Source organism: uncultured Xanthomarina sp. (genome assembly GCF_963971605.1).
Lineage (GTDB): Bacteria > Bacteroidota > Bacteroidia > Flavobacteriales > Flavobacteriaceae > Xanthomarina > Xanthomarina gelatinilytica.
On the sequence record NZ_CAXATZ010000002.1, the window covers coordinates 1 to 20,546 of the forward strand.

A 20,546-nucleotide genomic window follows, 5' to 3' on the forward strand; every position below is an offset into this window, starting at 1 on the left:
AGTCAACACGGCATTCATGTTGGGTCGTTCCGACCACTCGAATGCTTAGTTATTGCCAACAGTTTTTCATCTACTCATTAATGTCAAATAATGGATTGAAAAAATCAGTCGGTTATTTTTGTCTTTTAAATCTATATTTTCAATGTTTTTTGCAAATCCAGCGACAACTGACGGCATAATATCACCGGAATTGGTAAGAATTTGTGCATATTCATTTATAAACTCAGATTTTTTTCCACGTTCTTTTAAATAGGTCAGATAAGGTTTTTGTCCGATATTATATATTTCTAAATCTTCAGGTTTTTCTCTCCAAGTTGACCAGATTTTTGAAAAAACTCCTAATTCTTTTACTTTATTTTTTAACGAGTCAAGTTCATTTGGGATTGGAATGTAGGGTGGTTGCTCTTCATTTAAACCTTTCCAGACAGCATTTGAGTAATCTCGATAAGCATCTTTTGGAACTTTGGTTTTATATTCGGATTCCAAAATTTCGTCAAATTCTTCTACTATCCAATTCAAGTCCGCAATATCCGCATCAGTAAAAACTCCATTCGGATTTTCTATTTCAGTTGATTTTTCGCAAGCTGAAAGAATAGTTAGAATTAATATTAGAATTGTTTTTTTCAAATTGTTGGCAACTCGTTATATCATCTCAAATATAATTATATAACGGTTATAATTTCCGGATAACAACACTTTTTTGTGCTTTTATCCTTTGCTTTATGTTTCAAACCTAGTTATTTTTTAGCTCCTTTGCAATACGTGGTACTACCTATATCTTCTTGCTCCTGCCCTTTTGTTTGTGAGCTTGTATTTTGTAAAGAAAGGTATAATTATGGTGACATCCTTACGGGTTACCGTAAAACAAAACCAGCTTATAAAAAACCCTTTAAAAAAACTCTAAAATGTATGGTAATACCATAGCTTAAACAGCTGCCACTCCCTACAATTACACACACCTAACACCATATATCATCTGAAATAAAAACCTCGATTTTTGGAACTTTAAGAAAATAATGATATCTTAATCTATCAAATACCAGTCCCGTGAATCTATGCAAGTTATACCTGTTCTCAACCGCTCTAATCCCTTGTAAATAAAGGGTTGCTCGGGGGTTCACCCGTAGATACTCCATAGATACTCCATAGTTACTCCGTACATAGGCCGTATATAGGCTATATATAAGCCGTATGAAAGCGTCTTGCTTTTGTGTAAGGGTGGATAGTTTTTAGTTGTTGGTTGTGGATTGTTAAATCAAACCTTCCGTCTTATCTCTAAACCGACGGCAGGAGGTTTAGACGGAGGGTTTGCAATTTAAAACCAGTTAATTAATTTAAGTATTCTATATGAAGGTGCTTGTTCTTTTGTCTTGATACAAAAGAAACAAACCTGCCCGAATGCTAAATTAATAATGTGGCAGGCAGGAAATCAAAACTGGTTTTTAGGAAATTACTCCGTTGCTCTTCGTAACGTTCGCTTTTTTCTTATGGTTATTTTGGAGGGTTTAGTACATTTTGTTCTTTACTCCCTTGTTTTGGGAAGGTTTATGACATGTTGTGGCTCACTATTTCTGAAACCAGTTGGGCAGGGTTTTGTGGTTTTGGGATTTTTTTACTAGTTACTCTTTTTTATTTTATTGTTGGTATTCGTGAAACTTCGTTTTCATTGATGAAAAAACGAACCAAAAAAATCTAGGCTGATTTTTATTTTCTTGAAAACGACGTAATATTCTTATCGTGCGGATGGCAAACGCTGCGCTAGGCCATCCTACTCCACCCATCGCTTCGGATTTTACTTTGTTTTACTACGAAAATAAAAAGTAGGCCGGTTGTTTGTTAAAGAAGGGTGTTTTATTATTTTATTAGATTGTGACGAGTTATTCAAACCCTCCGTCTAGCCTTCCTGACGTCAGGCTTTTGCCTATGCGCCGGCTCGCCCCTTCGCTAAAATAGTCCGCTGGACTATCTTTATACGCTTGGTCGCCCTTCATCTGAAGGGAGGAGCTGTTTGTGGGATTTACCATGCTGAAGCTTACAGATTCTTCGCTTCGCTCAGAATGACAGGGTTGCTCAGAATGACAGGCTTGCTCAGAATGACAGGGTTGCTCAGGATGACAGGGTTGCTCTGTGTGGTAGTGGAAGGTTGTGTGGTTTTGGGATTTTATTGAAACAGGTGTATTTTAAGTAAAGTTTGAATTAATATTTTCCGCTTGTTGGCAGGCAGCGTTTTGACACTTCGACAAGCTCAGTGTGACAACGTGCAGGTTTTGTGCAGCGAGAGTTGGGATTGGATGGTATTTGAGAAATTAAAAAAGAGCCTTTGTGTTTTAATACAAAGACTCTTTTTACTCAAATTAAAGGTTAAATCTGTTCTACTTTTAAAATTTCCAGTGTTCGCTCGCCATCCTTAAAAGGCCAATGGATGATATCGCCTACCTGTCTCCCAATGGTGGCCACGGCTACATCGCATAAAATAGATAGTTTTCCTTTTTTATTGTTTGTTTTGGTGGTTGCCACAAACATATATTCTTTTTCTTTGTTATCTGTGTGATCCTTTATTTTTACACGTCGGTTAACGGTAACGACATCGTCTGGCAGTTCACGCCTAAGTACTTGTTTGGCGTGTTTTAATTCCAAAAGCAATAGGTCTTCTTCTTCCCTGGTTACTTTTTTTCTTCGAACGTGATCTTTAATCATATCGTATATTCCTGTTGTTACTACTATATTTTTTGACATAATATTTATTTTTTTGATTTTCCTTCTCAACGCTAGCAGGTTGTGACTCAATAGTTCAAGACAGGGTGCCGTAAATGGAGCTCCTGTTCTTGAGCGCTAATGGTTGTGTTAAGAAGCAAATAAGATTAAATTTTTTTGAGTTTATTATGGAGTGGCCCTGTTTTGAGTCGTAACAGGGATTAATGAATAAACTCTTTTGAATTTTTCAAAAAAATATCGTCATGCAGGTAAGATAATGACAGCGTCAATCCCTGAAGGTTTTTTGTGTTTTTTATGAAGTAAACTGCTGTCATCTGCACTTAAAATTAATGAGTTACAAAGATAGCAAATATATTTAACATGTGCCCTATTTATACCAAAACTTGCATGAAAAACATGGGTAACACAAGCTTATTAAGAGTGTTGTGCATTTCTATCCCTAACGGTTTTTGTAATACAGTTTATTTGCTATTTAAGCTTTGAACCTTCTTTTTAAACCTAAAAATTTAGGCTTATGAACATTTGTGGTTTAGACAGCTTGAAACTAGTTGATAACAAAAGACACGTTCATGTAAAAGTTTCTGCCTTGTCTTGGGATGTTGTTCCAGTCTGAATAGGTGGAGTAATTGGTATCCAAGATGTTTTCCACGCCATATTTCAAGACCATTTTATTGCTTTTAATATAAAAAACATTGCCTAGGTTCAAATTTAAAATGGCAAAGGCCGCCGTTTCGTTTTCGCCGTAATAACTGCTGTAATTTGTTTGGTTTCCGTTACCATCCAGTTGCAAGGCTGCATTAAAAAAGTTTCTGGTATAATTAATTTCTGCCAAATAGGAAAAAGGTTTTATAAAAGGGAGGTTTTCATTATTGCTGCCTTTTCCGTAATTATAACCTAGGGTTGTGTTAAGGGAAAAAGCATCTGAAATATCATAGGTTGCATTTACATAAAAATCGAAAATACTGGCATGTGAGAGAGCCTGATACACCTTTACACCATTGGCACCAATGGTCATGGCACTTAAGGATGGATCTACCTCACCAATAATGTAATCTGTTAGGTAAAAGTAAGAGGTTTCAAAACCTATTTTAAACTGGTTGGCATAGTAATTTGCTGCCAGATTGGCCTCTAAGGCTTTTTCGTTGTTTAAATTTGGGTTCCCTATATAATCGAAATTATCGAAACTGTTGAACAGAAAGAAGCCATAGCCTTCGCTAACAGATGGTGCCCTTTCTCCATAACCAAGTCCAAAGGTGGCATCGTAGGAGTCTTTTTTCACTTTATAATCGGCAGACAAACTCATTAAAAAACGACTTTTGGAATCGTCCATGTCTGGATAAAATATTTGTAAGCTTTCCAAGCCCACTTCTTCTGCCACTGTGTTTTGATGGTACCCAACACGCGCAGAAGCTGAGACAGTTTTATCTTGGCTTAAGGCAAAAGCATCTTTTGCATATATGCCTGTGTACAGGGTCCTGATGTCTGGCCAGGTGTACATAAACATGGCTGGTTGATTGGGATCGTTAGGGTACATGGTCATTTCGGCCAAAGAACGGTTGTAAAAACCGTTTAGGTTAAGCAAGATGTTGTGCTTGTTTTCTTTTAAAGTGGCTTTGGTATAGAAACCATAGGTATCGCTCCAGCCTGGCATATCCATTCTAATAGGGACATCTGGGCGTTTGGAGTCGTCCATGATATGTGTAATGGTGTTGTAATACAATTTGGATTCCCATGATTTGATTGTGGTGGAATCGTTTTTATAGGTATGTGTAAGGGAGGTGATCAAGGCTTCAGCCAGGGAGACATCCATGGGCAAGGCAGGATAGCCTACGTCTGTTGCTTTGTCGTAAATAACATTGGCATCCAGCACATGGTTTTCTGCTAGTTTGTAACCACCTTGCAAAGACACATTGTATTTTTGAAATTGGGAATACAGGACTTCTTTGTTTCCACCAGCATCGTAATTATCGGATTTTCTAAAAATACCATCGGCATTCACATAAAATTTATTGCCCACATATTCCAGTTCCAAACCAGCAATTTTGTAATTGCCATTGGTTTCGTAACCCAAATCGACACTGGATTTAAGCCCGGAACCATTGAACTTGGATTGTGGCATTTGCAAATTGATGCCACCACCAACGCAATGACCATTTTCGGTACCTTCCTGTCCGGAATCTATACTTACTTGTTCCAGATTGGAGACATCTACATAGGATGTAATGGGATCCATTTTATCTGTACAGGCGCCAAAAATCTGCATGCCATCTATGGTAACCACCAAACGCTGACTGTCCATATTGTTCAAGGAAGGTTCCCAAGCGTAATTACCACGTTTAATCATGGTTACCTTATTGGATTTCTCTAAATACTCGTCTATGCTGGACAGGGTTTTTTCCTGTCTGTAATTGCTTAATTTGCGTTGACCGATTAAAATAACCTCATCCAATTGTGTGGTGTCTTTTTCTACTGTAGCTTCTAATTCCTGTGCAAATGTTAAGGCACTAATAAGAAAGCCAAGACCAAATATCATGTATTTTTTCATGGGAATAATGTTAGGAGATTAATGAAACAAGTCAATAAAACATTGACCTGTTTCATAATATCTGTTGTGCTATTTGCTTAAAATTCAAGCTCTAAATAAAGACTGCTTTGAGGGTTATCTTCGGTTACTGTTTCGCCTTTTAAAACCGTATCTGTGGCATCCAAAAGTTTAAGGTTTAAAACCCAGTAACCCGTCATGGTTAAAGATAAATTCCCTTGGTAGGTACCATCTGCAGACCTGTATGTTAAATCTGTATTGTTAGGAGAACTGTGGTTTCCCATTCCTGGCATTCTAGGATCCAAGGTAATGGTGTAATCTTCCACAACTGGAAAAGACATCATGTTTTCCATTTTGTATAGTCCCACTTTCATGTTGTTAATGGCTATTTTAGGGTCTTGAGGCTCTATTAAAGCAAGAACGTAACGTGTGTTGTCTGTGCCCATAAAGCTGGTTACGTTTTGGTTTTCGTATTGCAACACGGTTATGGTATCTGTTACGTTATAATCTGTTCCGTCTATGGTATAGTTTAAGGTTAAGGACCATCCAGAACCATCTGTATTGGTCATTTGGTAAATAATGTTTCCTTGATAAACCGTATCCCTTCCAGGCGCTTTGGTTATAGCAGAATAAGGACAGGCATGTTGCATGGTTGGCATTTGCATAACTGGCATCCAGCTGATTGTAACATCTTCAAAAAAGGTATCAGTTGTATTGTCTTTAATTCTTAAGCTTATGTTGTTGTAACCTGTATAAAAATGTCCAGACTTACTATAAAGTTCTATGGTGTGATTGTTGTTTACAATATCCTGAATTTTTGTTAAGCCTTCTACCTCGTTAATTACTGGAGGTGTGCTGTTATTATTATCATCATCTGATGAACAAGCTGTAGACAATAAGGCTAAGAATAGAATTGGTAATATATATTTTAGTTTCATGTGTCAATATTTAATGTTTTCCAATGGTCACATGGAACACCCAAATTAACATTTCGCTATGTGACTAAAGTTTAATAACGGGTGTTTCATATTAGAATTTTTAGTTTAAAATTTTATGTAGCATGCCTCTCCAACTTGATATAACAAGCCAGATATGCTTAAACCCAAAGGGTTAGTTTTATACGAAAAAAGAAACTAAGAAATAGGTGGAGGTGTTTCGATATCCAAAAAGGTTTTTACAATTTTTGGCGAATTATGGGTCAATAAGACTTGTGGTAATTTATAGTCGTTAAATTGGTTCTCGATGGTGTTGATATTTGAAATGCAATACACATCCAAAACCATTCTTTTTGTCTCTTGAACGGGAATTTGACTATTGGAATCCGGATTGGTTTCCGAAAGTTGTTTGGCTAACTGACATTTACCATTACAACCCTGTTGGTTGTCCTTTTGAATACATAAGGTTTTGGCAATAAAATCCTGATTAACAAGAAAATCTCCAACAATAACCAAGGTGTTAATATTATGTGCAAATAATATGAACATAAGAACAAAGGCTGTTATTTTATGTGCTATTGCTGAAATCATAGGGCAAATTTAAGAAAGATATGCCTTGCAAAACATGATTAAAGTCAGATATTCGATTTTAATTATTAAAAAAAAAAAAAGCCGAACGTGATGTTCGGCCTTATCTATTTATAGGTATGTTATTTTATATTTTAAAGGTCATAACCGGTAAAACTGCGTGGTTTGCAATATCTTCTGAAATACTTCCTTCAAAGAAATGTGCAATTCCTGTTCTACCGTGAGTTGCAACGGCAATTAAGTCTGCTCCTATTCTATTTGCAAAGTTTAATACGCCTTTTTCAACAGTATAATCTGACACAAAGTTGATTTGCGACAATTTATCCAGATTGCCTTCGGCTTTCATTAAAAAGTTACTAACGGTTTGGTCTATTTCGTTGGTGCTTCTAAATCTATCAGAAGGAAGGTTTACGTGAAGCAAGTGCAGTTTTGCTTTAAAGTCCTGAAACAATGTTTTTGCCTTTTGGTACACAGCAACAGATTCAGCTGAGAAATCGCTAGCGAAAACCACATCTTTTAGATGGTCTTTGTTGAATTTGTGTTTTAAGACCAACACAGGAATCTCTGAATGCCTTACCACTTTTTCGGTATTGGAGCCAACAAATATTTCTGAAAGCCCACTGGTACCATGAGAGCCCATAACAATTAAATCTGCTCCTTGGTCTTTAGCGACATCATTGACTTCGCTAAACACCTTAAAATGCTTTACCAGAGGTGTGACATTGGCCTCCTTTAAATAGGGTTTATCCAAAAATTCATTGAATCTCTTTTCGGCCAGTTTTAAAAAGAAAACAGCTTTTTGTTGTTGTTCTGAATCTGTGGATGTAAGGACAGAATCGGACATTTCGAGCATGTGCAACGCAATAATTTCTGCACCATTGCCTTTAGCTAATGTTACTGCAGCTTCTAAGGCATACTCTGAATGTTCAGAAAAATCTATTGGGACAATAATTTTGTTCATTTTAATGGTTTTTAGTGGTTTAATTTAAGGTTTATGAGAGTACTTTTTTTAAGGATTTTTGAAAGAAACCAAAGTACCAACCATAGTTTAACCCAAAGGTAGTAAAAACACGATTAAAAATCTTTCTTTTTGGACTTAAAAATAATTCTAAGGACTGGCATGATAACCCAAACAGCCAGCATGCTAATAGATACAACCAAACCAAAATTAGTACCAAAAAACTGTTTAAAAATAGCTCCTGTGTACCCTAATAAGGCCGAAATATCCAATTTTAGCAAAATGAGTGTTCTGGATAAATCTATTGGGTTTAACATGGTTCCAATTAAGGAGAGCTTATCCAATGGATAGTCTTCAAACAAAATCAAGGACATTAAAAAGATACCATCGTAAATAATGGCAAGAAACAGCCACAACAGGATGGCATAACCAAAGCCTTTAATTTTATTTTCGTTGGACAAGGCAATGTTAAAAGCCAAGGCAGAGAAAATAAAGGTTAAAAAGGTACCTGTTATCAACAGTAAGGAAAAATCCCAAATGGCTGTGGATTTAAAGAGACCGTAAAATATGAATGGTATTCCCAATCCCAAAATTAAACTCATGGACAACGAAATGGCGACGCCCAAATACTGTCCCAGAAAAATGGAAGATCGTTTTAAGGGTTGCGCCAAAAGCAGCTCTGTAAACTCTTTGGAGTTGTAGTAATACATTACTCCAAAAATGGTTCCTATTAATGGCACCAACACAATAATGACGTTCATTAAGGTAATAACGGCTTTGGAGAGGTCGTTGTTTAAAAACAACAAAACGACACCCAATAATAAGTAAAATGCAAAATAAACGTAGCTCCAACGGCTTCGCATTAAATCGTAAAAACTATATTTTAATATTTTAAGCATGATTGTCTGTTAATATAGATGCGATGGCATGTTCGAAATCTGGTTGATTGGTTTTGTTCTTAAGTTCGTTTATGCTTCCTTTGAAGTAAATTTTACCTTCAAGCAAAAACACAATTTCATCTGAAATTTCTTCAACAAAACTCATAATATGAGAGGTTATTAAAATGGTTTTACCCTTGTCTTTTTCGGCTTGGATTAACTTTTTTAACCGAAGCAATGAAATGGGATCCAGTCCAGAGGTAGGCTCATCCAGAATCACCAAAGGACTATTGAACATAAATGTTAGTACCAAATTCACTTTTTGTTTGGTACCTCCAGAGAGATTGCCCAATTTTTTATCTAAAAAAGGTTCCAATTTAAAAAGGCTGATCAATTCTTGGTCCAAGGTGGTGTTTCCACGCAAGTCCTTAATCATTTTTATCAACTCCTTTACCTTTAAATTGCTAGGGAAATTGGCTATTTGGGGTAAATAATCTATTTTATGTCTGTATGCAGAACCGTTTTTTACGTTTTCTCCCATTACAGAAATAGAACCTTTATTGGGAATGACCATTCCCAACAAGCATTTAATAAGAGTTGTTTTTCCGGAACCATTAGGGCCAAGAACAGCAAAGATACCTCCTTCGCTTATCTCTAGATCGAGACCGCTTAAAACCTGGTTCTTCCCGAATTTTTTATGTAAATTTTGAATGCTTACCATGTAATTCTTTTCATTTTAGGGTTGTTGTCCAGTAAATTGTCTGGTGTAAAAACTGGCGATACTTTTTCGGAGAAATCAATAATATCTATAAACAAGCTACGCAGTAAAATAATGGTTTCTGGTGTTCTGTTTACTATATATGAAAAGAGCTTGACAGGTCTGTATGGTATGTCTCCAATACCGTTTTTGTTCAAATCGTAACCTGTGTAATTGCTCCAGTAGTTTTTATCGAAAATGTTATCGTTAATATTGCTGTTATAGGAAATATCGAAGGAATTGTACAAGAAATTGTTGCTGATAAAATGATTGGTATAGCAAGCGCCACGCACTTTTACAGCCCAACCATTGCTAATAAAATCGTTGTTGATATAATTAATCCTGTTGGATCCCTCTATGTTGATCCCTATGGTATTGTTAGAAAAAATATTGCCCTTAATTTCGGCATCGTTTATCTCTTTTAAGAGCAAACCATAAGATGCAGTCCCCCAGTTTTCTTTAAAGACATTGTTGTACATTTTTATTTTCTTTGAAAACATAACAGCCACTCCTGCTCCATTGTTTTCGAAGGTATTGTCTTGGTAAATATCATCGTTAGAGAACATGAAGTGCAGGCCATACCTAATATTGTTTGCACTAACATTGTTTTTTATGGTACAAAAGTCTGAGAATTCCAGATAAATCCCATCACGAACGCGTTCTACAAAATTATGTTCAATTTCAACGTTTTTGCTGTACCATAATTGAATACCATTCCCGGAGTTATACTCTTCTACGGCATCCCCAATTATTTTATTGTGAAAGATTTTTCCGTTTTGTGATTTTTCAATGTAAATACCAAAAAACAGTTTTTCCAGGACCAGGTTTTTAATAACAAAGTCCTTGCTCCTTTTTACCCGAATAGCTGCATAATCTTCGGTATAACTGGTACCAACATTAATAATGAACAGGCCATCTACAGTAACACTGTCTGAAACAACGGTGATAATTTCACCTTTCATTTCGCCATCTATTACAGGATAGTCTTTACCAATAATGGTCAAAGGTTTATCTACAAGTATATCGTGTTCTTTGTAGGTGCCTTTTTTTATAACAATGGTATCAAAATCCTTAGCAACTTTTATGGCATCTTTTACGTTTGAAACCGGACAGTTCTCACAGACCTCAATGGTTTGTGCATGCAAAAAGCTGGCTAAAAAGATAGCTATAAAAGATACAATTTTAATTTTCATGCTAGTTTTCTTTAAAATGAACCAATAATTCATTCCAGGTGTAAAGTGTCCCTCCTTTTTCTTCTTGAACGTTTTGAGCGTCTTCTTTGGTCTTAAAAGCTGTTAAAAAAGCTCCCATAGGACTTGGAACATTTTTACTGATTAAAAAAGTAGCTTGAGTAGCATCTACAAGTATTTCTGGTTCTGTATAGACGTTGGTTAGGTAACTTTTTACTTCGGCAGCATCAAAGTCTTCCATAAAGTTTATCATGCATTCAGAAGCATCAAACTTGTAAATCTTACCTTTATTGGTTACAATTTCTGCAGCGTGAACCTTATCTACTATGGTCATTTTACAAAAATGGCAGCCATCTTTTCCGTAATCTATAGCTTGTGGCCCAACGTTGCAACTGGTTAATACCAATAGCAGTACCACAAAGGAAATGTGTTTAAATCTTTGCATTATTTTAGTGTTTTTTTTAATCTCTAGGAGATTACTCTCCCGTGTTATTTAAGCTGAACCTTCTGCCTAACCAGAAAGCCACAAGTGTTAACGACATTCCTACAAACATAAGGTATCCACCAATATGAGGCAAGGAAGTTACGTCAAAGTTAAGCAATTTTTGGTGACCGAATAATGGTGGTTTGTAGGTCATTGGTGTGCCATCTGGATTCTTTAATTTTAGAATGGCATGAGGGTCCAAATCGCTTCCATACTCAGTTAACCAGTTGTTGAAGTCGTACATGCCCAAAATGCCCAATACAGACATAAGTACAAACCAACCTAAAAAATATTTATAGCTTATTTTTTCAAAAAAGCCCAATAAACCTATGGCTACACCTAATATAACCATTCCAATGATAACTTTAGGGAATACGGTAAATTCCCACATGTCTTCTGGTTTAGGTATTGTTTTCATTCCAATATAATGATTTAATCCATCGATATTTTGCAGATCAAATTCTTCCACACCTTCAATTCCTTGAATGTAAATATCCATTCCTAAAGGATCGGGATATTGAGGCGCACCAAGCATGATGTTCCAAAGTGGAAATTTAAATAGTCCCAACAATAATAAGGAACCTAAAACCATTACAATTCCTGCCTTTTTCATAAAATTAATACTTATTTATTAACCATTTAGTTAATAGTGTTTGAAAAAGAAAGGCGAGAGCGACAAATCAACTCTCGCCTTAGAGTAGGAAAATAAACACTAAAACAAAATTTTCCTAAGCTTTATTTGTATCTATTCAATTATTCGCCTAGAGACCAAGACAGCTCAATGTTTGAGTCTGCTGGAGATACGCGAACATATCCTTGCATCTCTTGGTGTAAAGCAGAACAGAAGTCTGTACAATAGAATGGCCATACACCAACTTGTTTTGGTTCCCAGGTTAAGGTTTTAGTTTGACCAGGAGCAATTAACAACTCGGCATTATTGGCACCAATCATGGCAAATCCGTGAGGTACATCAAAATCTTGTTCCAAGTTTGTAATATGGAAGAACACTTTGTCTCCTACTTTAATACCTTCAATGTTGTCTGGTGTAAAGTGACTACGTATTAAGGTCATGTATACATGTACGTTTTTACCTTCTCTAACCACTTTGGTTTCGCTTTCGTTTGTTGCTTTGCGAGGGTGTTTGTTATCTGCAAGCTTATAGAATTTAAGCGAATTTTCTTTAATGATTTCAGCTGGGATGGCTGCTGCGTAGTGAGGTTCACCGTGAGTTGGGAAATCCAATAACAGTTCCATTTTATCTCCAGAAATATCATATAATTGTGCAGAGTGCTCCATTTCTGGACCAACTGGCAAATAACGGTCTTTAGTAATCTTGTTCATAGCGAACATATATTTACCAAAAGGTTTTCTAGAGTTACCTCCAGGAATGGTTAAGTGACCTACAGAGTAATATGTTGGTTTTCTGTCGATAACTTCCCAAGTACCTAATTTCCATTTTACAACTTCAGAAGAAATAAAGAAGGTAGTATAAGCGTTTCCTTGATCGTCAAACTCTGTATGTAAAGGGCCTAAACCTGGTTGCTCTACAGAACCTGCCAATACATCTTCGAATTTTAAGATAGGAATACCATAAGCATCTCCATCAAACTTTTTGTTTTCAATGGCATCAATCATTTTAGTAAATGAATGCACTGTTAAGTTGGCTGATAATTTACCGTTACCAACAATGTATTCTCCAGAAGGATCCACATCACAACCGTGAGGTGATTTTGGTGTTGGCAATAAGAATACAGCACCAGGAACTTCAGAAGGGTTTACCACACGAACTTCTTTTTTCATGGTTGAAGTAGCTGTATGTGTATCTTCGCTATATACGTTGTGTGCATAGTTTGCTGGCATCATGGTACCACCACCATTGTTCACGTATTCTTCAATTTTCTTCCAGTTAATGGCTGCGATAAAATCTTTATCGTTTTGAGATGCATTAACCTCTAACAGAGAGTTTGCTTCTTCAGTATTATAGGTTGTAAAGAAGAACCATCCGTGAGATTTTCCACGTCCTGGGTGAGATATATCGTAGTTAAATCCTGGCATTAACACTTGGAATTTAATATCCATATGTCCATGTTCCGGATCTACAGAGATAAATGTTAAAGCTCCTTTAAAGTTTCCTTTATAGTCTTTAATAGACATATCTCTTTGTGGTACTGGAACAGAGAAACGTGTTCCTGCAACTACATACTCTGTATTTTCTGTGATAAAAGAAGAACTATGGTTACCAGCACTGTTTGGCACTTCGATAATTTCTTCGGTTTCAAAAGATTTTAAACTAACTCTTGCAATACGAGGTGTATTGTTTCCGTTAATGAAAACCCAACGTCCGTCCAACTCTCCATTTGTTTGAGAGATGTCTGGGTGATGCGAGTCGTCCCAAGGGATAAAACCATAAGACGTTTCCAGTAAAGGTTTGGTTTCTTCGGAATACCCATAACCATTGGTTGGGAATTGAGAGAAAACCGGAATTTCCTTAAACATTCTTCCGGAAGGCAAGCCGTACACTGTAAGGTTACCACTATATCCTCCAGAAATAAACGCGTAATGCGAGTCGTGTTCTCCTGGAGCAATGTAAACCTTCTCGGCATTACTAGAACTTAGAGCTCCATTTGATTTGTTTGACTTTTGATCGTTACAGCTAGTAAAAGCAACAGCTGTAAAGAAAAGTCCAATTGATAATTTAAAAATGTTTTTCATAAGAATGATATTAATTAGTGTTTTAAATTTAATTAGGTAATATTACTTTATCCACTACATGAATAATTCCGTTTCCTGCAGGAATACTAGCAATAATTTTGGCTCCTCCTATATAAACATCCTCTCCTTTAACTTCAACAGTAACATAATCGTTACTTGCTTGTCCAAGTTTTTTGAACTTTTTCAAGAAGTCCTTAGAATAGTTTCCAGGAGTTACATGATGTTTTAAAATGAAAGCCAGTTTTTCTTTGTTTTCCGGTTTCAGCAAATCGTCTACGGTCCCTTCTGGCAAAGCAGCAAAGGCTTCGTTAGTTGGTGCAAACACCATTAAAGGTCCCGCATTAACCAAGGCATTTTCCAGTTCTGCTGCTTGAACAGCTGCAACCAAGGTTGTATGGTCTGGAGAACCAATGGCAATTTGCAAGATATTAGGTGTAGAACCATCATCTTCAATAAAAGCTTGACCCTGTCTTTCAGGTGCTTCTGTAGAAGCGGCTTTAGTTGTGCCTTCTGATTGTTCTGTTGTATTAGCTTCATTTTTACAGCTAATAAACAGAACAACTAAAAGAGCAGTGAATAAAAATTTAAGGTTAGTTGTTGTTTTCATAATATGAATTATTTAAGTGTTCTAAAGTATTCTAAAACAGCTCTAGCTTCTTCTTCTGTTAAATTTTGATTTGCCATAGGAGAACCATTGAACTCAATTAACAATTCTTTTGCCAAAGGATCGTTTTGAACCATTTCTTCTGGATTTAAAATCATGTTCATAACCCATTCTGGTGTTCTACGTTCAAGAACTCCTGTTGGAGCTGGACCAATAAATTTTTTGTCGACTCTATGGCAGGCTGTACACATTTTTTTATAAATGTCTTCCCCTTTTGTAGCCATGCTTTGGTCTATGTCTGCTGGTAACTCTACCGATTTTATAGGTCCAACCCCTTTATTGGTTAAATCTACTTTTTCGGAAGCTTTTACTGTTTCAACTTTGGGCGCTTCTTCTTTTTTCTCAGTTGGCGCCTTTTTTTGATAAGAAAAGGTTTCTTCTTTTTTTTCTTCTTTTCCACCACAACTTACAAGTAGTGAAATAAATAAAACGGTAATAATTTTTAGTGTTAACTTCATGATATATATATTAATTTAATACGGCAAATTTAAGAGCTATATCTTAAACAAAATATGACATTAATCATATTTAGGACAAAAACATCTTTTAAGTTAAGTTTTTTTTAACTTTTAGGTTTAACCTAAAACAAACAATATATAACCGACTATATGTGAGCATGTAAGAAATAGAAAATATAAAAAAAAAGAGTCAAACCAAGGTTTAACTCTTTTTAAACGTTTATTGATTTTATATCAATATTGAAAATTATTGAATTTTAAAAGTCATTACAGGTAAGGTGGAATGATTGGCTATATCTTCAGAGATACTTCCTTCAAAGAAATGTGCTATGCCTTTTCTACCATGTGTTGCCACTGCTATTAAATCGGCTCCTATAACGTTGGAGAAATTTAAAATCCCTTTCTCAATGCTATAATCGTTTACATAATTCACTTCGTTCATTTTTTCAATGCCACCATCGGCTTTTCTAAGAAAAGCTGCTACTTGTTTTTCTATCTCTGCCGAGCTTTTAAACATAGAGCCAGGCAAATTTACATATACCAAGTGCATTTTGGCTCCCAGTTTTACAGCCATTTCTTTGGCTTTAATATATTGTTCTATGGCTTCTTCCGAAAAATCGCAAGCAAAAACCATGTTTTCAAAATCCATTAAAATAGGATTGTGTTTGATTATGAGCACTGGAATATCTGAATACCTAACTACTTTTTCTGTGTTGGAACCCACCAACACTTCTTTAATACCGCTTGCTCCCTGAGACCCCATGACAATTAAATCAGCCTGGTGTTCCATGGCCACTTCGTTGACTTCGCTAAACACTTTAAAGTGTTTAATAATAGGAGTTACCTTGACCCCTTTAAGATAGTCTTTATTTAAAAAATCTTTGAATTTTTGTTCAGCCAATCTTAAAAAAAATAAAGATTCCATTTGTTTCATATTATCAGCTTTTGTTAAAACAGCATTGGAAATTTCCAGCATGTGCAAGGCTAAAATTTCAGCGTTGTTCTTTTTGGCCAACATGGATGCTGCTTCTAAAGCATATTCGGAATGCTCAGAAAAATCGACTGGTACTATTATTTTTTTCATTTTTTGGTTGTGTTTTTATATCGTCATAGAAAACAATTGGGTTTCTGGCATTTTTTCTTGTAATAACAAATCGAAAGCCATACAAATGTTTCTTACAAATGGTTTTCCTTTTTCGGTAACCTGAAGGCTCGTTTGGTTTATTTTTAACAAGCCATCTGTTTCCATTTCTTCCAGTTTTTTTAAAACTTCGGGAAGTTCGTTAAAATATTGTGCTTCTGTGTTCCAAGAGGTGTGAAACTGGCACATAAGATTTAATATATGTTTCCTGATTTTTAGGTCTATTTCATTTAAAATATGACCTCTATATATAGGTATGATGTTTTCGTCTATTAAATGATAATACTCTTCCAGACCTTTCACGTTTTGTGCGAAGCCATACCAGCTATCACTAATGGAAGAAACTCCCAAGCCAATCATGGCTTGAGTTTTGGAAGCTGTGTAACCCATAAAATTTCTGTGCAGTTTTTGTTGTTCTATAGATTTGTACAATGAATCTGATTTAAGGGCAAAATGATCCATGCCAATTTCTACAAAACCAGCTTCTGCAAGCAGCTCTTTACCTAGTTCGTATTGTCTTCTTTTGGTTTCTGGAGTAGGTAAATCTTCTTCTTTAAAACCACGTTGCCCATTGCCTTTTATCCATGGTACATGTGCATAACTGTAAAATGCCAATCGGTCTGGCATAAGTTCTTTAGTCTTTTTTATAGTTTCTTCTACATGTTCTATGGTTTGAAAAGGTAAGCCAAAAATAATATCGTGACTTACAGACGTGTAGCCTATTTCCCTTGCTTGTTCTGTAACACGCTTGACATTTTCAAACGGTTGAATTCTATGAATGGCTATTTGAACGGTTTTGTTATAATCCTGAACTCCAAAACTAACACGTCTAAACCCTAAATCGTACAAGGTTTGCAAATGTTCTTTGGTCGTATTGTTTGGATGGCCTTCAAAACTAAACTCATAGCCTTCTGCCAAAGTTGTCCTTTTTAAAAGCCCTTCAATTAAACGCTTTAGGTTGTCTGTGGAAAAGAACGTTGGTGTGCCTCCACCCAAATGTATTTCTTTAATATTGGGTTTGGTATCAAACAACTTGCAATATAAATCCCATTCTTTTAAAACAGCAGTTATATATGGCGACTCTACCTCGTGTCTTTTGGTGATACGCTTGTTACAACCACAAAAGGTGCACAGGCTCTCGCAAAAAGGCAAATGCAAATAAAGGCTTAATCCCTCTGTTTGGTTGCTTTCGTTAAAAGATTTTATTAAGGATTCTTTCCATTTTTTAGATGAAAAGGTGTTTATGTCCCAATAAGGAACCGTTGGATAGCTCGTGTATCGAGGTCCAGCTACATTATATTTATTTATTAAAGAGTTTTTCATACCTAAACAATTCAGGTACAAAAGTATATTTAATGCGATTTTTAAAACATGACTTTTATCATATTAGAGGGTTTAAAATTTTAAATCCTTCTATTATTTACGTAACTTTGGGGTAAACCTTAAACATTAATTTAAAATGAAAAAACCGATATTGTTTGCGTTATTGCTAAGCTTGAGTTTTGCAATAAGCTGTAAAAACGACAAAAAAGAAAACACTGAAGCCGAAGGAACCACTACCGAAGAAAACGTAGTAGAACCTGTTGAAGAAACCGTAAATGAAGATGTTAAGAAAATAAAAATTAAACTAGAACCTAAAAGTGACAGTAAAGTAAACGGAAGCGCTGTATTTACCGAAACAGAAGGAAAAGTAACCATGGTTGCTGTTTTTGACGGTTTAACCCCTGGAACCCATGCCATCCATTTACATGAAAAATCTGATTGTTCTGCACCAGATGGAACATCTACAGGTGGACACTGGAACCCAACAAACGAACCTCACGGAAAATGGGGTGACGTAAAAGGATATCACAAAGGCGATATAGGAAATTTTGAAGCTGACGAAAACGGAAATGGTACCATTACATTCAGTACAGACCAATGGTGTATAGGTTGTGGAGATCCTAACAAGGATATTTTGGATAAAGCCGTGATTGTACACCAAGGTGTAGACGACTTTACAACCCAACCAACTGGAGATGCTGGAGGTCGTGTAAGCTGTGGTGGTATTATAAACTTAGAATAAATATAAACCTAAACACAAATAAAAATGCTGCCAGATGGCAGCATTTTTTTTATTCTTCACCTCAACAGGTACTAAAATCTATAACTAATATTGGCTTTAAAAAAGAAAGGTGTTCCAGGAGTAAAGTGAATTTCTTCTACAGGTTCCAATTCGTTTTGCAATCTGGACTCTGTGGCAAATTGCGTTTCGTTCCATTCGGTATCGAAAAGGTTTTCTATGGCAATTCCCAGAACCAAATTATTGGCAAACTCATAGCTTAAGTTCAGATCGGTTACAAAATAACCTTCGGCAACTATGGAATTGTCTTCATTTGCTGGTCTATCATCTATAAATCGATAACGAATTGCTCCAGAAAACCCTTTAAAATTATTCATCGACAAGCCTCCTGTAAGAGTGAAATCTGGTGCTAAAGGAATGTAATCTTCCCCGGAAGGTTCCTCTACACTTCTAGCATGTGTTAAGGTTGCGTCTGTATCAAAATACAACCAATCTGTTAGCTGATATCTTAATCCCAAATCTAATCCATATCGTTTGGATTCTCCACTAGGCTCCACAATTCCAGCATCTCCAACATACACAAATTCCTGTTCCAAAAACAAGTACCACAAAGCTGTATTAAAAACCACTTTAGGAACTGGTTTCCAAATAGCCCCAAAATCGGCTCCATAAGCTCTTGGTAAAATATCCTCGCCTTGCTGTTGCACCACGACCCTAGCATCGTTTGAATGGAAACCTATGCCTGTTTTTAAAAACCATTGTAGGTTATCATTTTGGTTAAAAAAGAAATTCACCTTAGGGTTTACTATGGTTTTTGTTTCTGAAAGGGTTTCATAATCACTCACCAAAGCATCATTGTACATAAACTTAAAATAATCCAAACGCAACGCTGGCGCTACTATAAATTTACCAAAGTTCAGTTCGGCATTTATATAGGCAAACATATTGGTTTCGTTCACATCGCCCAAAGCCATATAATTTAACGTTTCGTTTCTATTTAATGTATGCGACAATTCCACATCGTTTACAAAATCGTAACGCATGCCAAAACCTCCCGTATAAGTAGCTTCAACTGCACCTAAATTGCCATCTCGTGTAAATTCTGCATTGAAACCAAAAATATCCCTAGCTTCTTTTTGTTTTATTTGGTCGCCATTGATTGGGTCTTCCAAAAAGAAGGTGAAATTGGAATACAGTTCAAAATTGTATTGCGAATAAAACACATTGGACTTAAACTGTAAATTTTCGGATAATAAGGAGTTGTACTCTACATTAAAATTGGTTCTGGAGGTATTTCCTCCTTCGGTATCATCAATAGAACCCCATCGATCTATCATGCCAGAGTTTACAGCCCTTTGTGGTATTTGTCCCGAAGCGTCCCAACGACTTTTAAAATGAGAAAGCGATACAGATAATCTGTCGTTTCCTTTAAGATACGTGGTGTATTTCCCAAAAAGGTTGATACGGTTGAAATTTTGAGGAGAATGATAAGGTCCATCAAATTGAATGTACTCCAAAGCTACATAAGCATTTTGGTTGGGTGTATTTCCCAACAGGTTGAACATTCCAAGCGTTCGCATGGAATTAAATTGTCCGTAACTGAAGTTTATTTCACTGGAGCCAATATCTTCCTTGGTATTAAAGTCCACATATCCAGCGGTATTAAAATCGCCTTTGTTGGCATAGTATGGTCCTTTACCAAAGTTGATATTATTAATGGTTTCCGGAATAAGAAAGTGTAAATCGCTATAACCCTGTCCGTGAGCATGAGACACCATATTTACAGGCATACCATCTACAGAGAGACTGATATCTGTACCATGGTCAATATCAAAACCACGTAAAAATATTTGTTCGGCCTTTCCTCCTCCAGCATGTTGCCCAATAATCAGGCCTGGGACTTTACGTAAAATTTCTTGTGAAGAATTAACTGGATTGGTTTCCAAATCCACTTTGGAAATGCTGTTTAAAGCGTCTATTTGTTCCGTAATCACCAATTCATCCAATAAAATGGTCTTTCCTTTTAAAACAATGGTAAGGCTATCATTGAAATGGTTTTCGTTCAACACCAAAAAAGTCTTTTCGTAACCCAACAAACCAACGGTTAAAGAATCGCCTACCTGATTGTTCTCTAACACAAAAGAGCCATTGGCAATGGTATGCGCATGAGATGATGAGTTAGTGTTGTAAATATAAACATCCTCCAACGGTTGTTGGTTGCTATTGGTAACAACACCTTTGATGTTCTGAGCCTGTGAGCTGCCAATAATTAAAAACAATAAAATAGTAAAGATTCTTTTCATAAGTAAATAAATAACGTGATTAAACGATAAACCGGTAAAAATATAACGACAGCCATAACCCTTTTACAATGTTAACAGCTTTTTAACTTTTGCATTTAAGCTCGTTAAAAAATCACAGGGTTTTATAAATATTTTTTACCCTTATAGTATTGGTTGATT

At 36.0% G+C, this 20,546-nt stretch carries 18 protein-coding genes; 1 reads left to right on the top strand and 17 read right to left on the bottom strand.

The features are described from left to right. Positions 1 to 66: 66 nt before the first annotated feature. From AACY93_RS01015 to hemN, 16 genes are all read right to left on the bottom strand, one after another. Positions 67 to 627 carry a hypothetical protein gene (locus AACY93_RS01015; protein ID WP_286853490.1) on the bottom strand — a complete coding sequence of 187 codons (561 nt, stop codon included), beginning with the start codon at positions 625 to 627 and terminating at the stop codon, positions 67 to 69. Between the two features lie 1,734 nt (positions 628 to 2,361). Next, positions 2,362 to 2,736: a GreA/GreB family elongation factor gene (locus AACY93_RS01020; protein WP_286853489.1), complete on the bottom strand. Its 375-nt coding sequence runs from the start codon at positions 2,734 to 2,736 to the stop codon at positions 2,362 to 2,364. A 523-nt stretch (positions 2,737 to 3,259) separates the two neighbouring features. Beyond that, positions 3,260 to 5,260 carry a TonB-dependent receptor gene (locus AACY93_RS01025; protein WP_286853488.1) on the bottom strand — a complete coding sequence of 667 codons (2,001 nt, stop codon included), beginning with the start codon at positions 5,258 to 5,260 and terminating at the stop codon, positions 3,260 to 3,262. A 77-nt stretch (positions 5,261 to 5,337) separates the two neighbouring features. Beyond that, complete coding sequence (locus tag AACY93_RS01030) at positions 5,338 to 6,195, bottom strand: hypothetical protein (RefSeq protein WP_286853487.1); 858 nt, start codon at positions 6,193 to 6,195, stop codon at positions 5,338 to 5,340. Between the two features lie 195 nt (positions 6,196 to 6,390). Then, the gene (locus AACY93_RS01035; protein WP_286853486.1) at positions 6,391 to 6,783 is read right to left on the bottom strand and encodes a hypothetical protein; all 393 of its coding nucleotides are present in this window, start codon (positions 6,781 to 6,783) and stop codon (positions 6,391 to 6,393) included. 124 nt (positions 6,784 to 6,907) lie between these two features. Then, the gene (locus AACY93_RS01040; protein WP_286853485.1) at positions 6,908 to 7,741 is read right to left on the bottom strand and encodes a universal stress protein; all 834 of its coding nucleotides are present in this window, start codon (positions 7,739 to 7,741) and stop codon (positions 6,908 to 6,910) included. 113 nt (positions 7,742 to 7,854) lie between these two features. Further along, the gene (locus AACY93_RS01045; protein WP_286853484.1) at positions 7,855 to 8,637 is read right to left on the bottom strand and encodes an ABC transporter permease; all 783 of its coding nucleotides are present in this window, start codon (positions 8,635 to 8,637) and stop codon (positions 7,855 to 7,857) included. Then, entirely contained in the window at positions 8,630 to 9,337 is a 708-nt protein-coding gene (locus AACY93_RS01050) for an ABC transporter ATP-binding protein (protein WP_007651728.1), read from the bottom strand. The genes AACY93_RS01045 and AACY93_RS01050 overlap by 8 nt, the downstream gene beginning before the upstream one ends. After that, positions 9,331 to 10,566, bottom strand: a complete 1,236-nt coding sequence (locus tag AACY93_RS01055) for a nitrous oxide reductase family maturation protein NosD (RefSeq protein ID WP_286853483.1) — start codon at positions 10,564 to 10,566, stop codon at positions 9,331 to 9,333. Before AACY93_RS01055 ends, AACY93_RS01050 begins: the two co-directional genes overlap by 7 nt. Position 10,567: 1 nt before the next feature. Then, the gene (locus tag AACY93_RS01060; RefSeq protein WP_007651733.1) at positions 10,568 to 11,008 is read right to left on the bottom strand and encodes a nitrous oxide reductase accessory protein NosL; all 441 of its coding nucleotides are present in this window, start codon (positions 11,006 to 11,008) and stop codon (positions 10,568 to 10,570) included. 31 nt (positions 11,009 to 11,039) lie between these two features. Beyond that, positions 11,040 to 11,660: a hypothetical protein gene (locus AACY93_RS01065; RefSeq protein WP_286853482.1), complete on the bottom strand. Its 621-nt coding sequence runs from the start codon at positions 11,658 to 11,660 to the stop codon at positions 11,040 to 11,042. A 140-nt stretch (positions 11,661 to 11,800) separates the two neighbouring features. Continuing rightward, a complete protein-coding gene (nosZ, locus tag AACY93_RS01070; protein WP_286853481.1) occupies positions 11,801 to 13,759 on the bottom strand; it encodes a Sec-dependent nitrous-oxide reductase in 1,959 nt (652 codons plus the stop codon). Between the two features lie 28 nt (positions 13,760 to 13,787). Beyond that, positions 13,788 to 14,366, bottom strand: coding sequence for a fasciclin domain-containing protein (locus AACY93_RS01075; RefSeq protein WP_286853480.1), 579 nt, complete (start codon positions 14,364 to 14,366; stop codon positions 13,788 to 13,790). An 8-nt stretch (positions 14,367 to 14,374) separates the two neighbouring features. Further along, positions 14,375 to 14,881 carry a c-type cytochrome gene (locus tag AACY93_RS01080; protein ID WP_286853479.1) on the bottom strand — a complete coding sequence of 169 codons (507 nt, stop codon included), beginning with the start codon at positions 14,879 to 14,881 and terminating at the stop codon, positions 14,375 to 14,377. Positions 14,882 to 15,128: 247 nt separating this feature from the next. Next, complete coding sequence (locus AACY93_RS01085; RefSeq protein ID WP_286853478.1) at positions 15,129 to 15,965, bottom strand: universal stress protein; 837 nt, start codon at positions 15,963 to 15,965, stop codon at positions 15,129 to 15,131. A 15-nt stretch (positions 15,966 to 15,980) separates the two neighbouring features. Further along, positions 15,981 to 17,345, bottom strand: coding sequence for an oxygen-independent coproporphyrinogen III oxidase (gene hemN, locus AACY93_RS01090; RefSeq protein ID WP_286853477.1), 1,365 nt, complete (start codon positions 17,343 to 17,345; stop codon positions 15,981 to 15,983). A gap of 136 nt (positions 17,346 to 17,481) precedes the next feature. Between hemN and AACY93_RS01095 the strand changes: the two genes are divergently transcribed. Then, entirely contained in the window at positions 17,482 to 18,087 is a 606-nt protein-coding gene (locus AACY93_RS01095; RefSeq protein WP_286853476.1) for a superoxide dismutase family protein, read from the top strand. Between the two features lie 71 nt (positions 18,088 to 18,158). On the opposite strand, the gene AACY93_RS01100 is transcribed toward AACY93_RS01095, so the two are convergent. After that, the gene (locus AACY93_RS01100) at positions 18,159 to 20,387 is read right to left on the bottom strand and encodes a TonB-dependent receptor (RefSeq protein WP_286853475.1); all 2,229 of its coding nucleotides are present in this window, start codon (positions 20,385 to 20,387) and stop codon (positions 18,159 to 18,161) included. Between the last annotated feature and the right edge of the window lie 159 nt (positions 20,388 to 20,546).